General features: G+C 71.8%; 17 protein-coding genes and 1 pseudogene. 9 read left to right on the forward strand and 9 right to left on the reverse strand.

Features of this window, described 5'->3' with window-relative positions; translation table 11 throughout:
- Nucleotides 1–97 precede the first annotated feature (97 nt).
- Both FF100_RS04255 and FF100_RS04260 read left to right on the forward strand, forming a co-directional pair.
- Entirely contained in the window at nt 98–1,888 is a 1,791-nt protein-coding gene (locus FF100_RS04255) for a cation:proton antiporter domain-containing protein (RefSeq protein WP_139034350.1), read from the forward strand.
- 27 nt (nt 1,889–1,915) lie between these two features.
- Nucleotides 1,916–3,019 carry an ATP-dependent DNA helicase gene (locus tag FF100_RS04260; RefSeq protein ID WP_139034351.1) on the forward strand — a complete coding sequence of 368 codons (1,104 nt, stop codon included), beginning with the start codon at nt 1,916–1,918 and terminating at the stop codon, nt 3,017–3,019.
- 61 nt (nt 3,020–3,080) lie between these two features.
- On the opposite strand, the gene FF100_RS04265 is transcribed toward FF100_RS04260, so the two are convergent.
- On the reverse strand, nt 3,081–3,593 hold the full coding sequence (locus FF100_RS04265) for a P-loop nucleotide/nucleoside kinase family protein (protein WP_139034352.1): 513 nt from the start codon (nt 3,591–3,593) through the stop codon (nt 3,081–3,083).
- A gap of 286 nt (nt 3,594–3,879) precedes the next feature.
- Here FF100_RS04265 and FF100_RS04270 point away from each other — a divergent pair, with 286 nt between their 5' ends.
- The 3 genes from FF100_RS04270 to hslU are packed head-to-tail and all read left to right on the forward strand — an operon-like array spanning nt 3,880 to nt 6,650.
- Nucleotides 3,880–4,770, forward strand: coding sequence for an EAL domain-containing protein (locus FF100_RS04270; protein ID WP_139034353.1), 891 nt, complete (start codon nt 3,880–3,882; stop codon nt 4,768–4,770).
- Nucleotides 4,749–5,279, forward strand: coding sequence for an ATP-dependent protease subunit HslV (gene hslV / locus FF100_RS04275; RefSeq protein ID WP_048431164.1), 531 nt, complete (start codon nt 4,749–4,751; stop codon nt 5,277–5,279). The genes FF100_RS04270 and hslV overlap by 22 nt, the downstream gene beginning before the upstream one ends.
- Before the next feature lie 57 nt (nt 5,280–5,336).
- Nucleotides 5,337–6,650 (forward strand): ATP-dependent protease ATPase subunit HslU, encoded by a 1,314-nt coding sequence (gene hslU, locus FF100_RS04280; protein WP_139034354.1) that lies wholly within the window; start codon nt 5,337–5,339, stop codon nt 6,648–6,650.
- A gap of 203 nt (nt 6,651–6,853) precedes the next feature.
- Here hslU and FF100_RS04285 read toward each other — a convergent pair whose 3' ends face one another.
- From FF100_RS04285 to FF100_RS04305, 5 genes are all read right to left on the reverse strand, one after another.
- The gene (locus tag FF100_RS04285) at nt 6,854–7,915 is read right to left on the reverse strand and encodes an MBL fold metallo-hydrolase (RefSeq protein WP_139034355.1); all 1,062 of its coding nucleotides are present in this window, start codon (nt 7,913–7,915) and stop codon (nt 6,854–6,856) included.
- A 342-nt stretch (nt 7,916–8,257) separates the two neighbouring features.
- Complete coding sequence (locus FF100_RS04290) at nt 8,258–8,641, reverse strand: PilZ domain-containing protein (protein ID WP_139034881.1); 384 nt, start codon at nt 8,639–8,641, stop codon at nt 8,258–8,260.
- Nucleotides 8,642–8,765: 124 nt separating this feature from the next.
- A complete protein-coding gene (locus FF100_RS04295; protein ID WP_139034356.1) occupies nt 8,766–8,990 on the reverse strand; it encodes a hypothetical protein in 225 nt (74 codons plus the stop codon).
- Nucleotides 8,991–9,204: 214 nt separating this feature from the next.
- Complete coding sequence (locus FF100_RS04300; RefSeq protein ID WP_139034357.1) at nt 9,205–9,864, reverse strand: cysteine hydrolase family protein; 660 nt, start codon at nt 9,862–9,864, stop codon at nt 9,205–9,207.
- 95 nt (nt 9,865–9,959) lie between these two features.
- Nucleotides 9,960–12,002, reverse strand: a complete 2,043-nt coding sequence (locus tag FF100_RS04305) for an NAD(+) synthase (protein ID WP_139034358.1) — start codon at nt 12,000–12,002, stop codon at nt 9,960–9,962.
- A 3,341-nt stretch (nt 12,003–15,343) separates the two neighbouring features.
- Here FF100_RS04305 and FF100_RS38575 point away from each other — a divergent pair.
- The 4 genes and pseudogenes from FF100_RS38575 to FF100_RS04325 all read left to right on the forward strand — a co-directional run.
- A pseudogene (locus tag FF100_RS38575) lies at nt 15,344–16,924 on the forward strand (DNA translocase FtsK); the annotation flags it as partial.
- Nucleotides 16,925–17,072: 148 nt separating this feature from the next.
- Nucleotides 17,073–18,029: an outer-membrane lipoprotein carrier protein LolA gene (locus tag FF100_RS04315; RefSeq protein ID WP_139034359.1), complete on the forward strand. Its 957-nt coding sequence runs from the start codon at nt 17,073–17,075 to the stop codon at nt 18,027–18,029.
- Between the two features lie 117 nt (nt 18,030–18,146).
- Nucleotides 18,147–18,956 carry an exodeoxyribonuclease III gene (locus FF100_RS04320; RefSeq protein ID WP_139034360.1) on the forward strand — a complete coding sequence of 270 codons (810 nt, stop codon included), beginning with the start codon at nt 18,147–18,149 and terminating at the stop codon, nt 18,954–18,956.
- A gap of 108 nt (nt 18,957–19,064) precedes the next feature.
- A complete protein-coding gene (locus FF100_RS04325) occupies nt 19,065–20,444 on the forward strand; it encodes a TAXI family TRAP transporter solute-binding subunit (RefSeq protein WP_139034361.1) in 1,380 nt (459 codons plus the stop codon).
- Between the two features lie 15 nt (nt 20,445–20,459).
- On the opposite strand, the gene FF100_RS04330 is transcribed toward FF100_RS04325, so the two are convergent.
- From FF100_RS04330 to sdhA, 3 genes are all read right to left on the reverse strand, one after another.
- Nucleotides 20,460–21,080, reverse strand: a complete 621-nt coding sequence (locus FF100_RS04330; RefSeq protein ID WP_139034362.1) for an AprI/Inh family metalloprotease inhibitor — start codon at nt 21,078–21,080, stop codon at nt 20,460–20,462.
- Between the two features lie 185 nt (nt 21,081–21,265).
- Nucleotides 21,266–22,048 (reverse strand): succinate dehydrogenase iron-sulfur subunit, encoded by a 783-nt coding sequence (locus tag FF100_RS04335; RefSeq protein ID WP_139034363.1) that lies wholly within the window; start codon nt 22,046–22,048, stop codon nt 21,266–21,268.
- Nucleotides 22,049–22,189: 141 nt separating this feature from the next.
- Entirely contained in the window at nt 22,190–24,016 is a 1,827-nt protein-coding gene (gene sdhA / locus FF100_RS04340) for a succinate dehydrogenase flavoprotein subunit (RefSeq protein ID WP_139034364.1), read from the reverse strand.
- Nucleotides 24,017–24,030 lie beyond the last annotated feature (14 nt).

Consider the following 24,030-nt stretch of genomic DNA (forward strand, 5'->3'; position numbering starts at 1 on the left):
CGCCGGGCCCCCTCCGCAAGATGGCCGGACAGCCCCGGCCGCCACGCGGCCGGGCGCTCCCGTCCGACAGCGCCGATGAGAGGCCCCGCCGCTCCCGATGACCGAGCACGCCGCGTCCGGCTCCTACAAGGAGGTCATCCTGTTCCTGGTCACGGCCGGGATCGTGGTGCCTCTGTTCCACCGCCTGCGCATCAGCCCGGTCCTCGGCTTCATCGGCGCCGGGGCCCTCCTCGGGCCGTCGGGCCTCGGGCGGCTCACCGAGACGGTGCCGTGGCTCGGCGCGGTGACGATCTCGAACCGCACCGAGATCGCGCATCTCGCCGAGCTCGGCGTGGTGTTCCTGATGTTCATGATCGGGGTCGAGCTGTCCTGGGAGCGCCTGCGCATCCTGCGCCGCCTCGTCTTCGGCCTCGGCTCGCTGCAGGTGGTGGTGTCGAGCCTCCTCGTCGGGGCGGTGCTGATGGCGCTCGGCGTCCCGGCCATCGCCGCGATCCTGGTCGGGCTGGCGCTCGCCCTCTCCTCCACCGCCATCGTGCTGCCGGTGCTCGCCGAGCAGAAGCGGCTCAACACGCCGGCCGGCCGGGCGAGCTTCGCGGTGCTGCTGTTCCAGGACCTCGCCGTCGCTCCCGTCCTGTTCGCCATCGCGGTGCTCGGCCGCAAGGACAGCGACGCGGTGACCGGCCTCGCCCTGGCGCTCGGCCAGGCGGCGGTCGCCCTGGCGCTGCTGGTCGGCGCTGGGCGCTTGGGGTTGCGGCCGCTGTTCCAGCTCGTCGCCCGCACCCGCAGCCCCGAATTGTTCATGGCGGCCTGCCTCCTCGTCATCGCGGCGACGGCTTTGGTGGCGGCGGCGAGCGGGCTGTCGATGACGCTCGGCGCCTTCGTGGCCGGGCTGCTGCTCGCCGAGACCGAGTACCGCCGCGCGATCGAGGCGACGATCGACCCGTTCAAGGGCCTGCTGCTGGGCGTGTTCTTCGTCTCGGTCGGCATGGGGATCGACCCGGCGGTCTTGATGAAGACGCCGCTCACCATCCTGGGCCTCGCCCTCGGGCTTCTCGTGCTCAAGGGCGGGGTGATCGTCGCCATCGGGACGATGCTGCGGCTGCCCCGGGCGGTGGCGCTCGAATCGGCCCTGCTGCTCGGGCCCGGCGGCGAGTTCGCCTTCGTGCTGGTCGGCAGCGCGCTCGCCGCCGGTCTCGTGCCCGACGATCTCGGACAGGCGGCGCTCGTCGTCACCACCGCCACGATGGTGATGATCCCCGGCCTCGCGGCGCTCGCCCGCCGCCTCGGCCGGCGGATCGATCGCAACACCCTCGGCCGGGCCCGGGCCGAGCCGCCGCCGCCGGAGCGCCAGCCCGGCCGGGTGATCGTCGCGGGCTACGGCCGGGTCGGCCGGCTCGTCGCCGAGATGCTGGCCCGCCACAAGGTGCCCTACATCGCCCTCGACATGGACGCCGCCCGCGTCGCCGACCAGCGCCGCCTGGGCAACCCGGTCTATTTCGGCGATTCGGCCAATCCCGACCTCCTGCGCCGCTGCGGCATCGACACCGCCCGCGCGCTCGTGGTCACCCTCGACCAGCCGCGCGCCGTCGAGGCGGTGGTGGCGGCGGCCCGCGCCGAGCGGCCGGACCTCACCATCGTGGCGCGGGCTCGCGACGCCCGCCACGCCACCGCCCTCTACGAGATGGGCGTCGACGACGCGGTGCCGGAGACGATCGAGGCCTCGCTCCAGCTCTCGGAGGCGGTGCTCGTCGATGTCGGGGTGCCGATGGGGCTCGTCATCGCCTCGATCCACGAGCGCCGCGACGAGTTCCGGGCGATCCTGCGCCGCAAGGAGGCGCCGCCGGCCGCGCCCTTCCAGGCCCGCCGCACCGTGGGCAAGAGCCCGTGACCGAGATTCAGGACCGGTGAGAGACACGTGAGCGAACTCGGGTCGCAGCAGGAAGCGGCGCTCAAGGCCGTGTCGGCCTGGCTGAAGCGCGGCAGCCCGCAGGTCTTCCGGCTGTTCGGCTTTGCCGGCACCGGCAAGACCACATTGGCGAAGCGCCTCGCCGAGGATGTGGACGGCGGGGTGCTGTTCTGCGCCTATACCGGCAAGGCGGCCTCGGTGATGCGCGCCCGCGGCTGCCCGGACGCCTCCACCATCCACAGCCTGATCTACCGCACCCGCGAGGATACCGAGGGCGGGCCGGCCTTCACCCTCAATCGCACCGGGCCGGTGAGCAAGGCGGCCCTCGTGGTCATCGACGAGTGCTCGATGGTCGACGGCGACCTCGGCAACGACCTCCTGTCCTTCGGCACGCCGGTCCTGGTGCTCGGCGACCCGGCGCAGCTGCCGCCGGTGAAGGGCGGCGGCTTCTTCACCGAGGCCGAGCCCGACGTGATGCTGACGGAGGTCCACCGCCAGGCCGCCGACAACCCGATCGTGCGCCTCGCCATGACGGTGCGGGAGGGCGGACGCCTGGAGTTCGGCGCCTACGGCGAGAGCCGGGTGATCCCGCGGCGCGACATCGACCCGCAGACGGTGCTCGCCGCCGACCAGGTGCTGGTCGGGATGAACCGCACCCGGCGGCTCTATAACGGCCGCATCCGCGAGCTGATCGGCCATGCCGATCCGATGCCGGCGGTAGGCGAGAAGCTGGTCTGCCTGCGCAACGACCGCACCAAGGGCCTGCTCAACGGCTCGACCTGGACCGTCCAGGCGCTACGCGCCGCCCCCCGCCCCGACCTCGTCCGCCTCGACGTGGTGCCGGAGGACGATCCGGCGCTCCGCCGCAAGCCCCAGGACATCCGGGTGCTGCGCTCGGTCATCGCCGGCAGCGACGAGGAGGTGCCGGCGATCCTGCGCCGCGAGACCGAGGAATTCACCTACGGCTACGCGCTGACCGTGCACAAGGCGCAGGGCTCGCAATGGGACAAGGTGGTGCTGTTCGATGAATCCTTCGCCTTCCGCGAGCATCGGGCGCGCTGGCTCTACACGGCGCTGACCCGGGCGGCGGAAGCGATCACCGTGGTGGTGTAGACCGGCATCGGTCCGTCGCCCCGCCGGGGCCGGGCACCCGGATCTCACGCCGGATCGTATCTCACGCCGGATCGTCCTGCGCCACGATCCCGAGCACGGCGCCGACGGCCTCCGAGGGCGACGAGGCTGCGCTGTCGATGACGAGGCGCGCCCGGTCCCAAGGCTCATAGTGGCCGCCCATGACCGCCTCCCACGAGGGCAGGACGAGGCCGGGAATGTCGGAGACCCGTCCCTCGACGCGGCGGCGATGCTCGCGCGTGTCCGGACACGCCACCTCGACCTCGACCAGCCGCACCGAGGCGCGGTCGGCCACGGCCCGCCATCCCTCGCGGCTGGCGGCGACCGGGTTGACGCAATCGGCCACGACGATCCGCCCGTCACCGAGATGGGCGCCCGCAAGCGCCTGCGCCACCGCGTAGCCCGACGCGCCGACGAGGCCCGCCGGGACGCCCGAATCCCGAATCGCCTGCTCGATGATGTCGATGCGCAGATGGGTGGCCGCGAGGGCTCGGGCGACGGCGCGGGAGATGGTGGTCTTACCCGTTCCGGGCAGGCCGGCGAACACGATCAGCATGACGCAGGCCCCGGATCCGGCGCGGCGCAACGACCTCTTCATAACGGTCTCGGGTCGATGAGGGGAGCGTCGGTATCGGGACGACGGACGCCGTCCACCGGCTCGGCACGACGGGGGATGGACCGGGGCCCGGCCGATCGGCGAGCGACGTCCTCTCCCAGGCGAAGCGGACGGGGCGAGGCAGAACCGTCGTGTTCGACGAGGATCACCGGAGCGACGTGGAAGCGTCGAGCCGGATCGAGGCGGCGCTGCGATCCGCCGACCTCGACGCCGAGTTCTTTCCGGAATGCCAGCCCGTGGTCGATCCGGCCGACGGACGGACGGTTCTCATCGCGCGCTGCCACGCTGGCGCAGCCCGGTGCTCGGCCTCGTGTCGCCGGACCGCTTCCTGCCCGTCGCCGACCAGTCCGGCCTGATCACGTCGGTGACGCCGGTCCTCCTGCGGAAGGCCCTCGACGCCGCGAAGGCTCTCGACGCCGCGAAGGCTTGGCCCGACGGCCTGCGGGTCGGCGTCGACGTGTCGAAGCACGACATCCCCACGCCGGAGAGAACCTCGAACCTGCTGTCGGTCCTGGGGCCCGGCGGCGTATCGCCCGGCCGCGTCGCATTCGAGATTCCGGATGCGGCGCTCGCCAAGCAGGCCGACCGTGCCGCCGCCGGCCTCCGGCATCTCCGCGCGACCGGCGCGACCGGCGCGACCCTGATCCTGAACGACGTCGCCGCCGACCGGACGAGCTTCGGTCAGTTGCCCGGTCTCGGGATCGGAATGGTCAAGGTCGTGTCGGACGATGCCGGGGCGACGGCGACCCGTCTCGCCGCCGCGCTCGCGCGCGCGCTTTCCATCGATTGCGTCGGGTGCGGCGTCGATACGCGCGAGCCGTTCGACGCGGCGCGACGGGCCGGCGGGATCTTCATGCGGGGCGACGTCTTCGCCGCCCCGATGGGAGAGGGAGAGGCCGCGGACTTCCTCATGCGGGACGCCGAAACCTGCCGCGGGACGGTGGCTTGGGACATCGCCCGGCAGAGCCGGCACCCTGCGGGCACCTCGCCCGCTGGACGAACGCGCCGCGAACCCCCACCTACGCCGCAGCACGACGCGACAGCCCGCCCGGAGAGACATCCTTGGCCAACGACGACGCGGGGGGCGCCCCCCGCATGCATGCGACGACGATCCTGATGGTGCGCAAGGGCGGCCGGGTGGTGATCGGGGGCGACGGGCAGGTCAGCCTCGGCCAGACCATCGTCAAGGGCAATGCCCGCAAGGTCCGCCGCCTCGCCAAGGGTTCGGTGATCGGGGGCTTCGCCGGGGCCACCGCCGACGCGTTCACGCTGTTCGAGCGGCTGGAGGCCAAGCTCGAGCAGTATCCGGGCCAGCTCACCCGGGCCTGCGTCGAGCTGACCAAGGACTGGCGCACCGATCGCTACCTGCGCCGCCTCGAGGCGATGATGCTGGTCGCCGACAAGGACGTGAGCCTGCTGCTCTCCGGTGCCGGCGACGTGCTGGAGCCCGAAGGCGGCGTGATGGCGATCGGGTCCGGCGGCAACTACGCGCTCGCCGCCGCCCGGGCGCTGGAGGAGCAGGACCTCGATGCCGAGGCGATCGTGCGCCGCGCCATGCGGATCGCCGCCGAGATCTGCGTCTATACCAACGGCAGCCTGGTGATCGAGAGCCTGGACGCCGCCTGACGGGCGCCCCCGCCCCGTTCACCCCCACATTCGGCCGCGAGCCCCGCGAAGAACCTCATGACCACCTTCTCCCCCCGCGAAATCGTCTCCGAGCTCGACCGCTACATCGTCGGCCAGGGCGACGCGAAGCGCGCGGTCGCGATCGCGTTGCGCAACCGCTGGCGCCGCCAGCAGCTCCAGGGCCCGCTCCGCGAGGAGGTGGCGCCGAAGAACATCCTGATGATCGGCCCGACCGGCTGCGGCAAGACCGAGATCTCGCGCCGCCTGGCGCGGCTCGCCGGCGCGCCGTTCCTGAAGGTCGAGGCGACGAAGTTCACGGAGGTCGGCTATGTCGGCCGCGACGTCGAGCAGATCGTGCGCGACCTCGTCGAGATCGGCATCGGCCTGAAGCGCGACGAGAAGCGCCGCGGCGTCCAGGCCAAGGCCGAGGCCGCGGCCGAGAACCGGGTGCTCGACGCCCTCGTCGGCGCGACCGCGAGCCAGGCGACGCGCGACGCCTTCCGCCGCCGCCTGCGCGCCGGCGAGCTCGACGACAAGGAGGTCGAGCTCGAACTGGCGGCGGGCGCCCCCCAGGGCATGCCGATGTTCGAGATCCCGGGCATGCCCGGCGCCGCCATGGGGGCGATCAACCTCGGCGACATGCTCGGCAAGGCGCTCGGCGGCCAGAAGGGCAAGCCGCGGCGGATGACCGTGCGCGACGCCTATGCCCCGCTGATCAGCGAGGAATCCGACAAGCTCCTCGATCAGGACAGCGTGGTGCAGGAGGCCCTGCGCGACGTGCAGGACAACGGCATCGTGTTCCTCGACGAGATCGACAAGATCTGTGCCCGCGAGGGCCGCTCCGGCGCCGACGTCTCGCGCGAGGGCGTCCAGCGCGACCTGCTGCCGTTGATCGAGGGCACCACCGTCGCGACGAAGCACGGGCCGGTGAAGACCGACCACATCCTGTTCATCGCCAGCGGCGCCTTCCACGTCTCGAAGCCTTCCGACCTGCTGCCGGAGCTTCAAGGGCGCCTGCCGATCCGGGTCGAGCTGAGCCCCCTCACCGTGGACGATTTCCGCCGCATCCTGACCGAGACCGAGGCGAGCCTGACCAAGCAGGCGGTGGCCCTGATGGCGACGGAGGGCGTGACGATCGACTTCACCGACGATGCGATCGACGCGCTCGCCAAGGTCGCCGTCGACGTGAATTCCTCGGTCGAGAATATCGGCGCGCGCCGGCTCCAGACGGTGCTGGAGCGGGTGCTCGACGACGTGTCGTTCACCGCCCCCGACCGCTCGGGCGAGACGGTGACGATCGATGCGACGTACGTGCGCGACCGGGTCGAGAGCCTGGCGCAGAACGCGGATCTGAGCCGGTTCATCCTCTGACGGTGCCACGCCCTCTGCGTCATCCCGGGGCTCGCCGGCGCGAGAGCCCGGGATCCACAACCCTGACGCCGGAGGATGAAGCACAGCGGCGACGGAGCCATGCCGGACCGTCGGCGGTCATGGATCGCGGGTTCCGGGGCGCGGCGCCAGGATCACGTGGACGGTCGGCCTTGCCGGGATGAGCCGGACAGGCCGGGAACCCCTCACCCGCCCCAGACCTGCCCCGGCCGCAAGGCCAGGAAGCGCTCCGCCGGCACCTCGGCCTCCGCGAGCGCCCGGCCCAACGCCTCCGCCGGCTCGCCCACGCCCTCGTTGGTGAGCCGGAACGTGCCCCAGTGGTGGCCGAGCCCCTGCTCGGCCCCGACCTCCCGGAAGGCCCGCACCGCATCCTCCGGGTTCATGTGCTGCGGCTGCATGAACCAGCGCGGCTCGTAGGCGCCGATCGGCAGGGTGGCGAGGCGCGGGGCGCCGAAGCGCTCGCGCACGTCCCGGAAGATCGCCCCGTCGCCGTAGCCGGTATCGCCGACATGGTAGAGCACGCCGTGCGGGGTGGTGAGCACGAAGGCGCACCACAGCGCCATGCGCCGGTCGTTCACGCCCCGGGCCGACCAGTGGTTGGCCGGCGTCAGGTGCACGGTGATCCCAGCCCCGAGATCGACCGATTCGCCCCAGTCCCGGGTCTCGACCGGGATGGTGGCGTCGTAGCTGCGCAGGATCGCGTCGTTGCCGAGCGGTGCGACGAAGGCCGGCGCGTGCTCGGCCCAGAGCCGAGCCAGGATCGGTCCATCGAGATGGTCGTAATGGTTGTGGGTGATCAGAACCGCGTCGATCGGCGGCAAGGCGCCGAAGGCGATGCCCGGCGGGTTCACGCGCTTCGGGCCGCTGAAGCCGACCGGGCTCGCACGCCGGGCGTAGACCGGGTCGATCAGGATGTTGCGGCCGGCGACCTGGATCAGCAGGCTCGCATGCCCGACATGGACGACCCGCAACCCCTCGACCCGCTCCGGCGGCGCATCCTGCGGGAACGGGCTCGGAAAACTCGCCGGCCAGGCCGTCCGGCCGCCGCCGAGCTGCCAGCGCGCCACCTCGCCCAGGCCCTTGTCCTGCGGCTGTCCGGGCGAGAAGAACCGTACCCCGTCGAAATGGTCGCTCACCGGACCCCGGTAATACGGGTTGCGGCTGCGCTTGTGCGCCGCGTAGCCGACGCCGCCGAGCGTCATCACCGTCATGGCGCTGGCGAACTTGAGGAAGCCACGATTCTTCATGCACGGGAGATGATCGGGGGAAGGCCGAGGTCAAGGTGTGGACGGACGGACCCTTCGCCGCGCCCCGACCGCATTGCACAATGCCGCCGAATGGTTACATTCCTTCCATCGGCAACAACAGGAAGGAGGTGATCCAGTGTCTCATTGTCATCAGCCGCGGTCGACTGCGGGCCTGACCTGGATCGTCGCCTCCGGCTTCACGGCCTGAGCGTACGACGAACAATCCAGGATCGGGTGATCCTGACAGATCGATCAGTCGGACCGCGGTTCGGCAATGGAAGGGCCGCCCTGTCGTCAGGGCGGCCCTTCGTTCGTGTCAGGCACCCCGCTCCGCTCTGAAGGTCAAGGCATCCGCTCCAGCAGCATCGCCTCCGCGTCCTTCAGCTGCCGGCGCAGGGACGCGTTCTCGGCCTCCAGCTCCTGGACACGGGCGAGGAGCGCGACCGGGTCGGTTTCCAGCACCGGTGCGCGGACGGGCTCCTCCGCGAAGGTCACGCCGATGCTGTCCTCGCGGCGCCAGCGCAAGGTCGCCCTGTGGACCCGGTCCCTGGCCGGGATGAGGAGGTCGAAGCCCCCGGGCAGCGTCGCGGTCTGGCTGAGCATCAGGCGGGCGCCGGAGCCGGAGAGGTCCCGCACCAGGCAATCCATGCTGGAATTGCCGTTGTTGAAGACGATGCGCCCCTTCAAGAACGTCCGCAGGCGGGTCTCCCTGCGCAACTCGGACATGTCGGACATAGGCCCAGCCCCGTTCGGCCTCGCGGGTTTCGGATGCCTCGATCATGCCCGAGCGACCTTTAAGGAATGCTCGCCGCGATCCCCGACTCGAGGGACTTCCCCCGGCGGATCGCGGTCAGCCCTGTGCCGACATGCTCTGGAACAGGTAGAAGCCGTTGAAGCGGACCGCGGTCGCCGCCGCGGCGCCGTCGAAGCCGACCGGCCGGGGCGTGCTGCTGTCGAGCTTGCCGCCGAACGCCCAGCGCGCCTCCGTGACGAAGGCCGGCACCGCGTAATCCTCCGGCACCGCGCAGACCAGCCCGTCGAGGCCCTTCAGGCAGAACAGGTTGTAGCTTCGCATCGGATCGCCTCCGCTCGCAGGTGCTGCCATGGCGCCCGTCCGCTAACGGTTGATTTGGCCGAGACTATGTCAGCCGCCATCGCCCGGTGCCACCATGATCTCGGCCATGACGCTGGGTGCGATGCGGTCGAATCACGAAAACGTGCGCGGGGGAACCTGGGAACGATACGGGAAACGATCCCGTCGCGCGTCCGTAACGCCGGGGCGCGCGGATTCATCGGGTCGTCAACTCGGACAAGTTCCAATTGTGGAGGATCTGGTCGGTCGTCGCGACTTCGAGCTGCTGGCCGAAGCGTTGCCGGTAGAGCGTCATCATGGCGTCGTGGGTCTCGTCGGACGACGAGCAGACCGCATCCGTCGCGAGCACGATGCGGTAGCCGCGGTCGACGGCGCCGAGCACGGTGGCGAGCACGCAGACATCGGTCTCGCCGCCGGTGATCACCAGGGTCTCGGCCCGGCGCGCCTGCAACGCCGCGTCCAGGCCCGGCTCCATCCAGGGCGAGTAGACGGTCTTGTCGACCACCGAGCCGGGAGGCGCGAGCGCCGCGAGTTCCGGCACCAGCCCGACCATGTCCTCCCCCAGGCGCTCCACCGTCATCTCGGCCCAGCGTTCCCAGTACCGCTTCCAGCAGCCCCGCCCCTCGCCCGGATGGCGGGCCGGGACGAAGCGGGTGAACACCGTGCGCTCCGGCGCGGCGCCCGCGAGGCGTAAGACCCGCGGCAGCACCCGGCCCATCCAGGGGGTGTGCCAGGCGGTCTCGCGCGCGAAGAGGTTCTGCATGTCGACGCAGACATGCACCGCATGCTCGTCCAGCGGGCCGTTCGGCAGGGTGTCGGTCGGCGCGGCGTCGGTATCGGCGGGCGTGGCGGCCATGCGGGTCGGGCTCCCAAGACAGGGGCTCTTCCGCGGCCCCGGGGCCCGACCAACGCTTATACTCCCATGGGGTTTCTGGGGCCGGGCTCCCGGGTTCACGCCTTCGGAACGTGGCGCTCCAGCTCGTCGAGCCAGATCCGGGCGTTGCCGTCGGAGGGCGCGCGCCAGTCGCCCCGGGGCGAGAGGGCGCCGCCCGCCGCCACCTTCGGGCCGTTCGGCAGGGCCGAGCGCTTGAACTGGCTGAAGCCGAAGAACCGCCGGACGAACACCGCGAGCCACGCCCTGATCTCCGGCAGGTCGTAGGCGCCGCGCTTCGCCGCCGGGAATCCGGGCGGCCAGGGCCCGCGGGCCGCATCCTCCCAGGCCATCAGCGCCAGGAAGGCGATCTTCGAGGGCCGGTAGCCGTAGCGCAGCGTGTAGAACAGGTTGAAATCCTGCAGCGCGTAGGGGCCGATCCGCGATTCGGTGCTCTGGATCGTCTCGCCCTCGCGGGCCGGCACCAGCTCGGGCGAGATCTCGGTAGCGAGGATCGCCTCGAGGGTGTGGCCGACCTCGGACGAGAACTGGCCGGAGGCGATCACCCAGCGGATCAGGTGCTGGATCAGGGTCTTGGGCACGCCGGCATTGACCGCGTAGTGGGACATCTGGTCCCCGACGCCGTAGGTGCACCAGCCGAGCGCCAGCTCCGACAAGTCGCCGGTGCCGATCACGATCGCGTCGTGCTGGTTGGCGAGCCGGAACAGGTAGTCGGTGCGCAACCCCGCCTGCACGTTCTCGAAGGTGACGTCGTAGACCTCTTCGCCCCGCCCGAACGGGTGGCCCATGTCGGTCAGCATCTGCCGGGCGGCCGGCCGGATGTCGAGCTCGGCGGCCCTTGTGCCGAGCGAGGCCATCAGGCGGTGGGCGTTGCCCTTGGTCTCGTCCGAGGTGGCGAAGCCCGGCATCGTGTAGGTGAGGATGTCCGAGCGCGGCAGGCCGAGCTGGTCGAAGGCGCGGGCCGCCACGATCAGCGCATGGGTCGAATCGAGCCCGCCCGAGATGCCGATCACCACCCGGCGGGTGCCGATCGCCTGCAGGCGCTGGGCGAGGCCGGCAACCTGGATGTTGTAGCCCTCGTAGCAATCCTGGGCGAGGCGGGCCGGATCGGCCGGCACGAAGGGGAAGCGCTCGACGGTGCGGTGGAAGCCGAGATCCGTCTCGGGAGGCGCCACCCGGAACGGCACCCGGCGATAGGCCGGCATGCCCGGCGCCACCGCCGCCCGGTTGTCGTCGAAGCTGCCCATCTGGGCCCGCTCCTGGCGCAGGCGGTCGAGGTCGATGTCGGCGAGCGTGACCTGAGGCTCCGCCGGGAAGCGCATCCCTTCGGCGATCAGCTCGCCGTCCTCGAAGATCGCGGTCTGGCCGTCCCAGGCGAGGTCGGTGGTCGATTCGCCCGGGCCCGCCGCGGCGTAGATGTAGGCCGACAGGCAGCGCGCCGAGGTGGATCGGCACAGGAGCGTCCGGCTCTCCGCCCGGCCGATGGTGATCGGGCTGCCCGAGAGGTTGGCGAGCACCGTGGCACCGCTGAGCGCCGCGAGCGCCGAGGGCGGCACCGGAATCCACATGTCCTCGCAGATCTCGACGCCGAGGACGAGGCCCGGTAGGTCGTCGGCGGGAAACAGCAGGTCGGTGCCGAACGGCGCCTCGGTGTCGCCGATGCGGATCGTCTCGGCGGTGATCCCGGCGCCGGGGGCGAAGTGACGCTTCTCGTAGAACTCGCGGTAGTTCGGCAGGTAGCTCTTCGGCACCACCCCGAGCAGCCGGCCGCGATGGATCACCGCGGCGGTGTTGTAGATCCGGTTGCGGTGGCGCAAGGGCGCGCCGACGACGAGGACCGGCATCAGCCCGCGGCTCGCCTCGACGAGGCCGCGGAGCGCCGTCTCGACCCGGTCCAGCAGCGTCTCCTGCAGCAGCAGGTCCTCGAGGGCATAGCCCGATAGGCAGAGCTCCGGGAACACCGCCACCGCGACGCCGTCCGCGTCGCACCGTTCGGCGAGCGTCCTGATCTCGGCCGCGTTGGCATCCGGATCGGCGATGTGGCTGCGCCCGAGGCAGGCCGCGACGCGGGCGAAACCGTGCCGGTAGAGGGAACGAAACATCGCGCGACAGGCCCCTTCTCGCCGGAAATGCCCCGATCCTTAACCCGCCCGCCCGGCGCGCGGTACTGGCGCCACGACATGTCCCCCCATCGGCCCGTACCGGCGTCGTGCTCCGGCTCGTCGCCGTGCCTAATCGGGCGTTAACGATGCCGTGGCTAACTGGCTCGACGCGACGCGGCCGAGGGCCGCCCACACACACTTTCGGCATCATGAGACAATCGGGACGGCCACCCTTCTCCGACTCCTCGCCGCGTGCGCCCCAGCGAGTGCGCGATCATCTCCGCACGCCCGAGCGCCGGGAGCGCCCCCTCGGCTTCCTGGCCCAGACCGTGATGAGCCTGCGGGCGATCCTGTCCCGCCGCCTCGCTCCCACCGCGCCCGCGCCCGCCCAGCGGGACTACACCCTGAGCCGCCGCGCCACCCCGAGCTGGATGGCCGATGCCCTGGTGCGTCCCGACGCGCCCGAGCCCGGACCCGCCCCCGCGATGCCGCCGGAGCCGTGGAGCCAGAGCCCGTTCGCGCCGAGCCAGGCCGTGGGCTCCGCTCCGAGCCAAGGTCCGGGGCAGGATCCTCGCCAAGATCCTCGCCAAGAACTTCGCCAAGATTCGCGTCTTCAAGATCCGCGTCTTCAAGATCCGCGTCTTCAAGATCCGCGTCTTGGCCGGACGGCTCCGCCGGCCGTCGCCGCCTCGGCGGAAGCCTATGGCGTGCCGGCCTGGGCGCCGGCTCCCGTCCCCCCGGCGACCCCCTGGCCGGAGCCCCCGGCGCGGGCCGCCGCCCCGCGCCCCTCCCCGGCCCGCCAGGATGACGGCCGCAGACCCGGGCCCGCCGCGGCGGGCTTCACCGACGCTCGCGCGGCTTGGCCGCCCGTGCCCGAGGTCGTCGCGCCGCCGGTCGAGCCGTCCCGCACGCGTCATCCCGTTCTTTCGGCGGACCTCCCGCCCGATCTCGCGCCCCAAGGCGACCTCGCGCCCCAGGTTGATCTCGCGCCTCACGGCGATCCCGACCTCGTCGCGCCCCCGATCATGGTGGTGGCGCCCGAGCCGCCGGCGCCGCGCCGTGCCTCGACCTGGGCACCGGACCCCGCCCTGGTGCCCGATGGCGGCTGGACCATGCCGATCCCGCCCGCCGGCCCGGCCCGGGCAGTCCTGACCCGCGCCCGCCGCCGGGACGCGGATCAGGCCCAGGCGTCCTGCCCGGTCACGGCGGAGGCGCGCCCCTCCGCGGCATGCCCCGAGGCGCCGGCGCGTGCCGCGGCACCGGCCCGGCCCGCCGAGTCCGGCGTGCGCTTCACCCGCACGCCCGATCACGTGCTGCAGGCGCGCCAGCGCCGGCGCGAGCAGGCCCTGCGGGAGAAGGAGGAGGCCCGGCTCGCCTCCGAGGCCGCTTCCGTGGCCGCTGCCGCCGCCGAGATCCTGGCCGCCGAGGCGGCGCGCGCCGAGGCCGAGGCCGCCCGGGCCGAAGCCGAGGCGGCCGCGGCTGCCGCGGCGGTGCCGTTATGGCGCCAGCCCTTCGTCCTGCCGCCGGGCGTGCGCTTCACCCGCACGCCGGACCATCTCCTGCGCCATCCGCAGGAAGAGGTCGTCCCGCAAGGCGAGGCCGCGTCTCAGGACGATGGCGGCCGCGGCGAGGGCCAGGAGGTCTTGGCGTCCCAAGAGGTCGCGGCGCCCCAGGAGGCGGCGGCGCCCCAAGAGGCGGCGGAGCCCGAAGCGGCAGCCCAGGAGACGGTTGCGGCCGGCGCAGAGGTCGTTCCGGCCGACGCCGCATCGCCGGAGGTGGCGAAGGCCGCAGGCCTCCCCGATGCCGCGGAGCCGGTCGTCAGCGGCGTGGTCACGGCCGACGCCACGACCCCGCCCGTCGCGATGACGGAGCGGGCGGCTGAGGGTGGCGCCCAAGACGTGGTCGGCCAAGACGCGGTCGCCCAAGACGCGGTTGCCCAAGACGCCGTCGTCCGGGAAGCCGTCACCGTCGAGCCCCTCGCTCCGGCCTCCGCGGTCGTGACCTTGCACGCCGCGGGCGCCATGCCCGTGCCCGACCTGTCGGCGCCCGAGCCCGCCCTGGTCGCGGAGGCGCCGGCCCAGATCTTCGACGTGCCGAACAGCGCCATCCTGGTGCCGGTCGACGTCTCGCACCTGCGCTCGCTGCCGCCGCGCCCGGTCTACGCCCTCGACAGGCTGCTGCAGCACGACTGGACCCGCCCGCTGCCGACCGCCATGGAGCAGGACAACCGGCTGCCGCCGGAGCCGGTGGCCGATGAGCCGGAGGTTGCGGAGCCGGACGTCGCAGTCCTGCCCGCCGAGATCCCTGCCGTTGCGGAGCCGGTCGCCAACACCCAGCCCGTCGAGGTCCGGGCCCCTGCCGTCGATCCCGCCCCGACGGCCGATCCCCGCGTGGACGCGCCTTTCGTCGCGGAGGCGTGTGCCACCGTGACGCCGGTCATGGCCGAGGCTGTCTCTACGGCCGGCGCGGATGCGTCGCCGGGGCCTGCCGGCACGGCGAATCGGCATGCCGCGGCGGAGCGGTCCTTCACGGCCGAGCGGCTGCCCGACACGATCCTGCTGCCCGCGCCCGCTCCGGTGCTGGCCCTCACTTACGCGCCCCTGCAAGAGGTCGTGAGTGTGCCGGACATGGTCGGGATGTCGGATCTGGCGACCCTGCCGGACGCGACGGTCGCCTCCGCGTCGGCCGCCTCTGAGCTCCCGGCCGCCCCGCTGCCTCTCGCCGCCCCCCTGCCCGTCGATGACGGGCCGGACGGTCTTCCCGAGCCCGCCTTCGTGCCCCTGGTCTTCGCGCCGGTGCCGTGGTCGTTCATCGCCGCGGACGCCCTGCCGGTCGCGACGGTGGAGGAGCCGGCGGGACAGCCGGATGCGCCGCAGGCTCTTCCGGCCGTATCCACCTTCGTGCCCGCGCCGGTCACGGATCGTCCCGCGGCCGAGCCGGCGCAGGCCTCCGCCCAAGCCTCGCAGCCCGGCGTGCAAGCCTCGCAACCCTTCGTCCAAGCGTCGCAACCCTTCGTCTACGTGCCGACCGGCCGCCTCAACGCGCAACCGCCGGCCCCGACGCTGCCCTCCCCCCCGCGCCCGCCGCGCATCATCCTGCCGCTTGCTTCGCAACCGGTAGCGCCGGTGTCGCCCCCGGCTTCGCTCGTCGCGCAGCCGATGGAACAGCCCGGTGCGCCGGCCCCCGAGCCGTACGCCGTCCCGGCGGCGCCGGGCTGGTCGGCTGCGATGCCGGAGATGCCGGCCGCGGAGCCGCACGGTCTGGTGATCGGCACGACGGGGCTCGCCGTCGATCTTGGCCTCGATGCCGACGATGACGGGGAGGACGACGACGACATCCTGGCGCCGGTCGCCACCATCCCGTTGCGCCCGGCCGCCCGCCTGGTCGAGGTGCCCTACGAGCTGCCCTCGGTCGACCTCCTGGCCGAGCCGCGGGAATCGGACGGCAGCAACCTCGATCCCGAGATGCTGGAGGACAACGCCCTCCAGCTGCAGCAGGTGATCCAGGATTTCGGCGTGCGCGGTGAAATTCTCGCCGTGCGGCCGGGCCCGGTGGTGACACTCTACGAGATGGAGCCGGCTCCGGGCACCAAGTCGAGCCGCGTCATCTCGCTTGCCGACGACATCGCCCGCTCGATGTCGGCGATCTCGGCCCGCGTCGCCGTGGTCCAGGGCCGCAACGCCATCGGCATCGAATTGCCGAACCTCAAGCGCGAGACGGTGTACCTGCGCGAGCTGCTGACCTCGCCGGTCTTCACCGAGACCAAGCAGAAGCTCGCGCTCTGCCTCGGCAAGAACATCGGCGGCGAGGCGATCATCGCGGACCTCGCCCGCATGCCCCACCTGCTCGTCGCCGGCACCACCGGCTCGGGCAAGTCGGTCGCCATCAACACCATGATCCTGTCGCTGCTCTACCGGATGAAGCCGGAGGAGTGCCGCCTGATCATGGTCGATCCCAAGATGCTGGAATTGTCGGTCTATGACGGCATCCCGCACCTGCTCTCCCCGGTCGTCACCGATCCCAAGAAGGCGGTCATCGCCCTCAAATGGGCGGTGCGCGAGATGGAGGAGCGCTACAAGAAGATGGCGCGCCTCGGGGTGCGCAACATCGACGGCTTCAACGCCCGGGTGGCGGAGGCCCGCGCGCGGGGCGAGGTGATCACCCGCACCGTCCAGACCGGCTTCGACCGCGAGACCGGCGAGGCGGTCTACGAGGACGAGGTCATGGACCTCTCCGCCCTGCCCTACATCGTGATCGTGGTCGACGAGATGGCCGACCTGATGATGGTGGCCGGCAAGGACATCGAGGGGGCGATCCAGCGTCTCGCGCAGATGGCGCGGGCCGCCGGCCTGCACCTGATCATGGCGACGCAGCGGCCGTCCGTCGACGTGATCACCGGGACGATCAAGGCGAATTTCCCGACCCGGATCTCGTTCCAGGTGACCTCGAAGATCGATTCGCGGACGATCCTCGGCGAGATGGGCGCCGAGCAGCTGCTCGGCCAGGGCGACATGCTGTTCATGGCGGGCGGCGGCCGCACCACCCGGGTGCACGGCCCGTTCTGCTCGGACGACGAGGTCGAGCAGGTCGTGGCCCACCTCAAGCGCCAGGGCCGCCCGTCCTATCTCGACGCCGTCACCGCCGAGGAAGGCGAGGAGGAGGCCGACACCCCGGTGATGGACCAGGGCGGCAGCTTCGGCGACCCGACGGCCGACCTCTACGACCAGGCGGTGGCGGTGGTCCTGCGCGACAAGAAGGCCTCGACGAGCTACATCCAGCGGCGGCTGCAGATCGGCTACAACCGGGCGGCCTCGCTGATGGAGCGGATGGAGCGCGAGGGCATCGTCGGCCCCGCCAACCATGCCGGCAAGCGCGAGATCCTGATCGAGCCCGCACCCCAGGCGGGAGCCGAGGAACCGTGAGCGGCCCCGCCGTCGCATATTCGCCACAGGGGGCGGCTCTATCGTGGCGCCGGTCCCCTGCGGCACACCCATCCGCCGGGCAGGCGCGGCGTCGGCTCGACCGCGCGTGCCCGTCCGTCCCCGTCCGCCACCACGGAGAACCCTGCCGATGAACGGCCGTCCTCGCTCCGGCCCGCTCCGCGCGGCGTCCCTCGGCGCCGCGCTCTCGGTCGCCGCCCTCGCGATGCCGGCCGCGCTCGTCGCCTCCCCGGCCGAGGCGCAGGTCTCGTCGTTCCTCGACGGGCTGTTCGGCCGCAAGGACCCTGCGCCCGAGGCCCAGCCGGAGGCGGCCCCGGCCGCACCGAGCCAGGCGGCGCCCGGCGGCGCCTCCGCCAAGGCGCCGCTGCCGCCGCGCCGTCCCTCCTCCCTCGGCGGGGCCAAGACTGCCGCGCCCGAGCCCGTCGAGACCGCCGCCGTGCCGACCGGCACCGAGGCCGGACGGCCGGCCCAGCAGGTCGCCGCGGCCACCACCGCGGCGGCGGTCGATCCCGCCAACCCGGCTTCGGTGATCGAGCGCGCCAACGCCTATTTCAACGGCGTCTCGACGCTGACCGGCAACTTCGTCCAGATCGGCGCCGACGGGCGCAAGATCGGCGGCAAGCTCACCCTCGCCAAGCCCGGCCGCCTGCGCTTCGACTACGACCAGCCCTCGACGCTGGAGGTGATCGCCGACGGCACCTCGGTGGCGGTGCGCGACCGCAAGCTCGCGACCCAGGACCTCTACTTCATCTCGCAGACGCCGCTGAAATTCCTGCTGCGCGACAAGATCGACCTCGCGCGCGACCTCACGGTCACCGACGTCTCGGCCGAGCCCGGCGGCATCCGCATCGTGCTCGACGACCGCTCGACCCTCGGCGGCACCTCGCGCATCGCGCTCTACTTCGACGATGCGATGAAGACCCTGAGCCAATGGCGGATCACCGACCCGCAAGGCTACCAGACCACCGTGCTGCTCTCCAACCTCCAGCGCGGCCGCGCCGTCGACGGCATGCTGTTCGTCATCAATTACGGCCGCGCGGTCGACAAGGAGCTGGAGGCCAAGATGCAGCAGGCCCGTCCCAACTGATTTCCACCCCTGCGCCGATGCGTCGGCGCGGGCGTCCATCCGGGCTCAGCCAGCACCATCGAACCCATCGGCACGATGGCGCTGCGCGACCCATTCCTGCCTTCGAGTACCCGACCGTTGCGCCTCACCGTCAGCACCTGGAACATCAACTCGGTCCGCCTGCGCATCGATCTCGTGCGCCGCTTCCTCGACGAGGCGAAGCCCGACGTGCTCTGTCTCCAGGAGACCAAGTGCCCGGACGACCGCTTCCCGCTGAAGGAGCTGCAGGGCTTCGGCTACCCGCACATCGTCTTCGCCGGGCAGAAGGGCTATAACGGCGTCGCGATCCTCTCGCGCCTGCCGCTCGTCACCCGCGAGGTGATGAGCTTCTGCGAGCGCCAGGACGCACGCCACATCTCGGCGGTGCTCGGGCCCGAGGCGGGGGCGGCCGCCGGCATCGCGATCCACGACTTCTACGTCCCGGCCGGCGGCGACGTGCCGGACGCCAAGCTCAACGACAAGTTCGCCCACAAGCTCTCCTTCATGGACGAGCTGCGCGCCTGGGGCGGCCGGCGCCCCTCCGGCCCGGCGATCCTCGTCGGCGACCTCAACGTGGCGCCGCTCGAGCACGATGTCTGGTCGCACAAGCAGCTCCTCGACGTGGTGAGCCATACCCCGATCGAGACCGAGCGCCTGGAGACCCTGCGGGGCGAGGCCGGGTGGATCGACACGATGCGCCACCTGCGCCCGCCGCCGGAGAAGATCTACACCTGGTGGAGCTACCGCTCCCCCGACTGGGCCGCCGCCGACAAGGGCCGGCGCCTCGACCACATCTGGGTCACCCCGGACCTCGCCGGCACCGTGAAGTCGGTGACGGTCGCGCGCCACACCCGCGCCTGGGAGAAGCCGTCGGACCATGTACCGGTGACGGTCGCGCTGGAGCTTTAACCTCGCTGCCGCTGCGACACGCGGCCCGCGCAACCCGGGCCGCCCCCTCCCCGTTAGGACTGACCGGGGCCGCGAGGCCTCGTTCCTGAGGGAGGGCGTGTCCGCGCGATGACGACAGCGTTCCGGCCCGAACGGATCTTCCTGGTCACCAGCCTGGTGCTGACCGTCGCGGCGGCGGTGGCGCTCTACCTGTTGCAGGCGACCACGCTCACCATCGCGGTGGCACCCCGGGACGGCACCGAGCCGGCCCTGATGCGCGCCTACGCGGAGGCGCTGAAGAGCACCAACAAGGGTGTGCGCCTCAAGATCCTGCCCTTCGACGACGTGCGCGAGAGCGCCAAGGCGCTGGAGCAGGGCAAGGCCGACCTCGCGGTGGTGCGGCCCGACGTCGACCTGCCGGCGAACGGCCTGACGCTCGCGATCCTGCGCGACCAGGCGATGCTGATCGCCTCGCCGGCGCCGTCCGGCATCACGACCTTTCCCGGCCTCGCCCGCAAGCGCCTCGGCATCGTCGCCCACCGCGACGCGGATCTGTGGCTGCTCAAGAGCCTGATGGGCTATTACGGCCTCACCCTGCAGGAGGGCGGCACCGGCCCGATCGCCGCTGGCCAGGTGCGGCTGGTGCCGCTCGCCGAGGACGATCTACCCCAGGCTTTCGCGAATAAGCGCATCGACGCGGTGGTGGCGGTGATCGCGCCGGCCGCCCCGATGGCCTTGCGCCTCGTCAGCACCGTCCTGGCGGCGAGCAAGACCCGCAAGGCCGAGTTCGTCGGCGTCGATGACGGGCCGGCGATCATCGAGCGCCTGCCCCGGCTCCAGGCGGTGACGGTGCCGGCCGGCCTGTTCGGCGGCAGCCCGAAGGTGCCGGCGGAGGAGGTGAAGACCGTCGGCGCCTCCTACCGGCTGATGGCACGCGCCTCGATGAGCCGCACCGTGGCGGCCGACGTGACCCAGCACCTGTTCGAGCTGCGCTCGCGCCTCTCCGACGCGACGCCCGCGGCCGACTACGTGGCGGCGCCGGCCTACGAGACCACCGCCGAGGCGACGAGCGCGCGGCTGCCGATCCATCCCGGCGCCATCGATTATTACGAGCGCGAGCAGCAGGGCTTCATCGAGCGCTACGGCGACTGGATCTATCTGCTGGCGGTGCTCGGCGGCGGCTTCGGCTCGGCCCTCGCCTGGCTGCGCCAGCGCCTGCGGCGGCTGCGGCGCGAGCGCATCGACGTGGTGATGGACCGCCTGCTCGAGATCCTGGCCGAGGCCCGGCAGGCCGACCCGGCCGGGCTCGACGCCCTGACCGGCGAGGTCGACACGTTGGCCGCCGACGTGGTGCGCTACACCCGCGAGCGCGAGACCGACACCCGCACCATGGCGGCGGTGATGATCGCGATCGAGACCGCGCGCTCCACCATTGCCGATTGCCGCCGGATGAGCGGGGAAGCGGAGCCGCCCCGCCGCCAAGCCTTCCGGCTCAGTGCCGCCGAATGACGGCGGCCGAGTAGGTCAGCGCACCATCGCCAGTGGCGCGCCGGACTTCGACAGGGCACCGTCCATCGCCCCGCCGGCCGGGCGCAGGCGCGCCGCGACCGTGCCGCCGGGCTGGTACAGGTAGACCTCGCCGTCGCGATAGTCCCAGGCGGTGACCTTGGCGAGATCCTTGTTGGCGCAGCCGGTCGAGGACGCCTTGTAGAGATCGAGGGCCGGGGTGCTCGCGAGGTTGACGCGGCAGCTCGCGCCGGTCGCGTCCTTGGCGGTCCAGCCGCCGACGACGCCCGAGCGCCCGCCGCTCGACACCACCGGCGGCGGCGGCGGGGCGATCGCGGCCTGCTGCTGCACCGGCGGCGGCGGGCTCGGCTCCGCCATGATCGGGCCGGACGGGTTGGCGACGACCGGGCCGGGGGCCGCCGCGGCGCCCGGCGGCGGGGCGAGCGGTGCCGAGGTCACCGGGCCGGAGGACAGGCCGGGGCCGAGATCCGGCTCCTCCGGCGGCAGCGGCCGGGCGACGCGCGGCGCCGGGCGCGCCGAGGCGCCGATTCCCCCGGTGTCGAACCGCGACGAGGAGCAGGCGCCGGCGCTCGCGGCGAGGGCCAGGGCGGCGACGGTGCAGAGGAGCTGACGCGGCATCGAGGGGTCCTGCGAGGGCCCTTGGGCGGGCGGTATCTGTCGGGGATCGTTTCCCCGGGAAATACGATGCCGCGAAGGCGCGTGCAGAGGTTTCCCCAACGACAAAGGCGCCCGGAGGCGCCTTTTCGAGGGGGTGTGGCCGACAGGACCCAGTCGGCCGCACCAGGCAGGTTTTCGGAGGCGGATCAGACCTCGCGGGCCACCATCATCTTCTTGATCTCGGCGATGGCCTTCGCCGGGTTCAGGCCCTTCGGGCAGGTATTGGCGCAGTTCATGATGGTGTGGCAGCGGTAGAGCCGGAACGGGTCGTGCAGGCTGTCGAGGCGCTCGCCGGTATGCTCGTCGCGGCTGTCGATCAGCCAGCGATAGGCCTGGAGCAAAGCCGCCGGGCCGAGGAAGCGGTCGCCGTTCCACCAGTAGCTCGGGCACGAGGTGGTGCAGCAGGCGCACAGGATGCACTCGTAGAGCCCGTCGAGCCGCGCGCGGTCCTCGGGGGTCTGCTGCCACTCCTTCTCGGGCGAGGGCGTCTCGGTCTGCAGCCACGGCTCGATCGCCGCGTGCTGGGCGAAGAACGAGGTCAGGTCCGGCACCAGATCCTTCAGCACTGGCATGTGCGGCAGCGGATAGATCTTGACCTGGTTCGACTTGCAATCGTCGATGCCGAGGGTGCAGGCGAGCGTGTTCTGCCCCATGATGTTCATGGCGCAGGAGCCGCAGATGCCCTCGCGGCACGAGCGCCGGAAGGTCAGGGTCGCGTCGACCTTGTTCTTGATCCACAGGAGCGCGTCGAGGACCATCGGGCCGCAATCGTCGCGGTCGACGTAGTAGGTGTCGATCCGCGGATTGGCGCCGTCGTCCTGGTTCCAGCGGTAGATCCGGAACTCCTGGACGTTCTTGGCGCCGACCGGCTTCGGCCAGGTCTTGCCCTCGGTGTACTGGGAGCCTTTGGGGAGATTGAACTGGGCCATCTGTCTATGCCTGATCGGTGCGATCAATCCGAGGGAGCGGAGGCGGATGGACCCGCTCACGGCGGCCGGATTGTGGAAAGTGCAGGAGAATGGATTCGCCGCGCGATGGCTGGCCCCAGCGGGGCCAGCCATTCGTCATCGTCAGTACACGCGCGCCTTCGGCTCGATATACGCGATGTCGTTCGACATCGTGTAGGTGTGGACCGGCCGGTAATCGATCGCGACCTTGCGGGCGTCGGGGTCGAGCCAGGCCAGGGTGTGCTTCATCCACTGCTTGTCGTCGCGGTCCGGGAAGTCCTCGCGGGCATGCGCGCCGCGCGACTCGGTCCGGTTGGCGGCCGATTCCATGGTGACGACGGCCTGGCCGATCAGGTTGTCGAATTCCAGGGTCTCGAGCAGGTCGGTGTTCCAGACCAGCGAGCGGTCGGTCACCTTCACGTCCTCGGCGCCGGCCCAGACCTTGTGGATCAGGCCCTTGCCCTCCTCCAGCACCTCGCCGGTGCGGAACACGGCGCAGTTGTTCTGCATCGTCTTCTGCATCTCGAGGCGCAGCTCCGCCGTCGGCGTGCCGCCATTGGCGTAGCGGAAGCGGTCGAGGCGGCCGAGCGCCTTGTCGGCGGAGTCCTTCGGCAGCTCCGGCAGGCGGCCGCCCTTCTCCACCGTGTCGGCGCAGCGCAGGCCCGCGGCGCGGCCGAACACCACGAGGTCGATGAGCGAGTTCGAGCCGAGGCGGTTGGCGCCGTGGACCGAGACGCAGGCCGCCTCGCCGATCGCCATCAGGCCCGGCACGACGTGGTCCGGGTTGCCGTTCTTCAGCGTCAGCACCTCGCCGTGATAGTTCGTCGGGATGCCGCCCATGTTGTAGTGCACGGTCGGGATGACCGGGATCGGCTCCTTGGTCACGTCGACGCCGGCGAAGATCTTCGCGCTCTCCGAGATGCCGGGCAGGCGCTCGTGCAGGATCTTCGGGTCGAGGTGGTCGAGGTGGAGGAAGATGTGGTCCTTGTTCTTGCCGACGCCGCGGCCGGCGCGGATCTCCATGGTCATCGAGCGCGAGACCACGTCGCGCGAGGCGAGGTCCTTGGCCGACGGCGCGTAGCGCTCCATGAAGCGCTCACCCTCGGAATTCGTCAGGTAGCCGCCCTCGCCGCGCGAGCCCTCGGTGATGAGGCAGCCGGCGCCGTAGATGCCGGTCGGGTGGAACTGGACGAACTCCATGTCCTCGAGCGCCAGCCCCGCCCGCAGCACCATGGCGTTGCCGTCGCCGGTGCAGGTATGGGCCGAGGTCGCCGAGAAATAGGCCCGGCCGTAGCCGCCGGTGGCCAGCACCGTCATGGCGGCGCGGAAGCGGTGGATCTCGCCGGTCGACTGATCCATGGCGATCACGCCGCGGCAGCGCCCCTCCTCGTCCATGATCAGGTCGAGGGCGAAGTACTCGATGAAGAAGTTGGTCTGCGCCTTCACGGCCTGGCCGTAGAGGGTGTGCAGCATGGCGTGGCCGGTCCGGTCGGCCGCCGCGCAGGTGCGCTGGGCGGTGCCCTTGCCGTAATCGGTGGTCATGCCGCCGAACGGGCGCTGGTAGATCTTGCCCTCGGCGGTGCGCGAGAACGGCACGCCCCAATGCTCGAGCTCGTAGACCGCGGCCGGGGCGTTGCGGACCAGGTACTCGATCGCGTCCTGGTCGCCGAGCCAGTCCGACCCCTTCACGGTGTCGTACATGTGCCAGCGCCAGTCGTCCGGGCCCATGTTGCCGAGCGAGGCCGAGATGCCGCCCTGTGCCGCCACGGTGTGCGAGCGGGTCGGGAACACCTTGGTGATGCAGGCGGTGCGCAGGCCCGCCTGCGAGCACCCGACGGTGGCGCGCAGACCCGCACCGCCGGCGCCGATGATCACGACGTCGAAGGTGTGGTCGATGATGGTGTACGCCTTGCCGTTCTGGGCCGGCGCGGCGGAAGCGGTGGAGGCCATGGACGGTGTTCCTG

Origin of the sequence: Methylobacterium terricola (genome assembly GCF_006151805.1) — a bacterium.
In the GTDB taxonomy this organism is placed as follows: Bacteria; Pseudomonadota; Alphaproteobacteria; order Rhizobiales; family Beijerinckiaceae; genus Methylobacterium; species Methylobacterium terricola.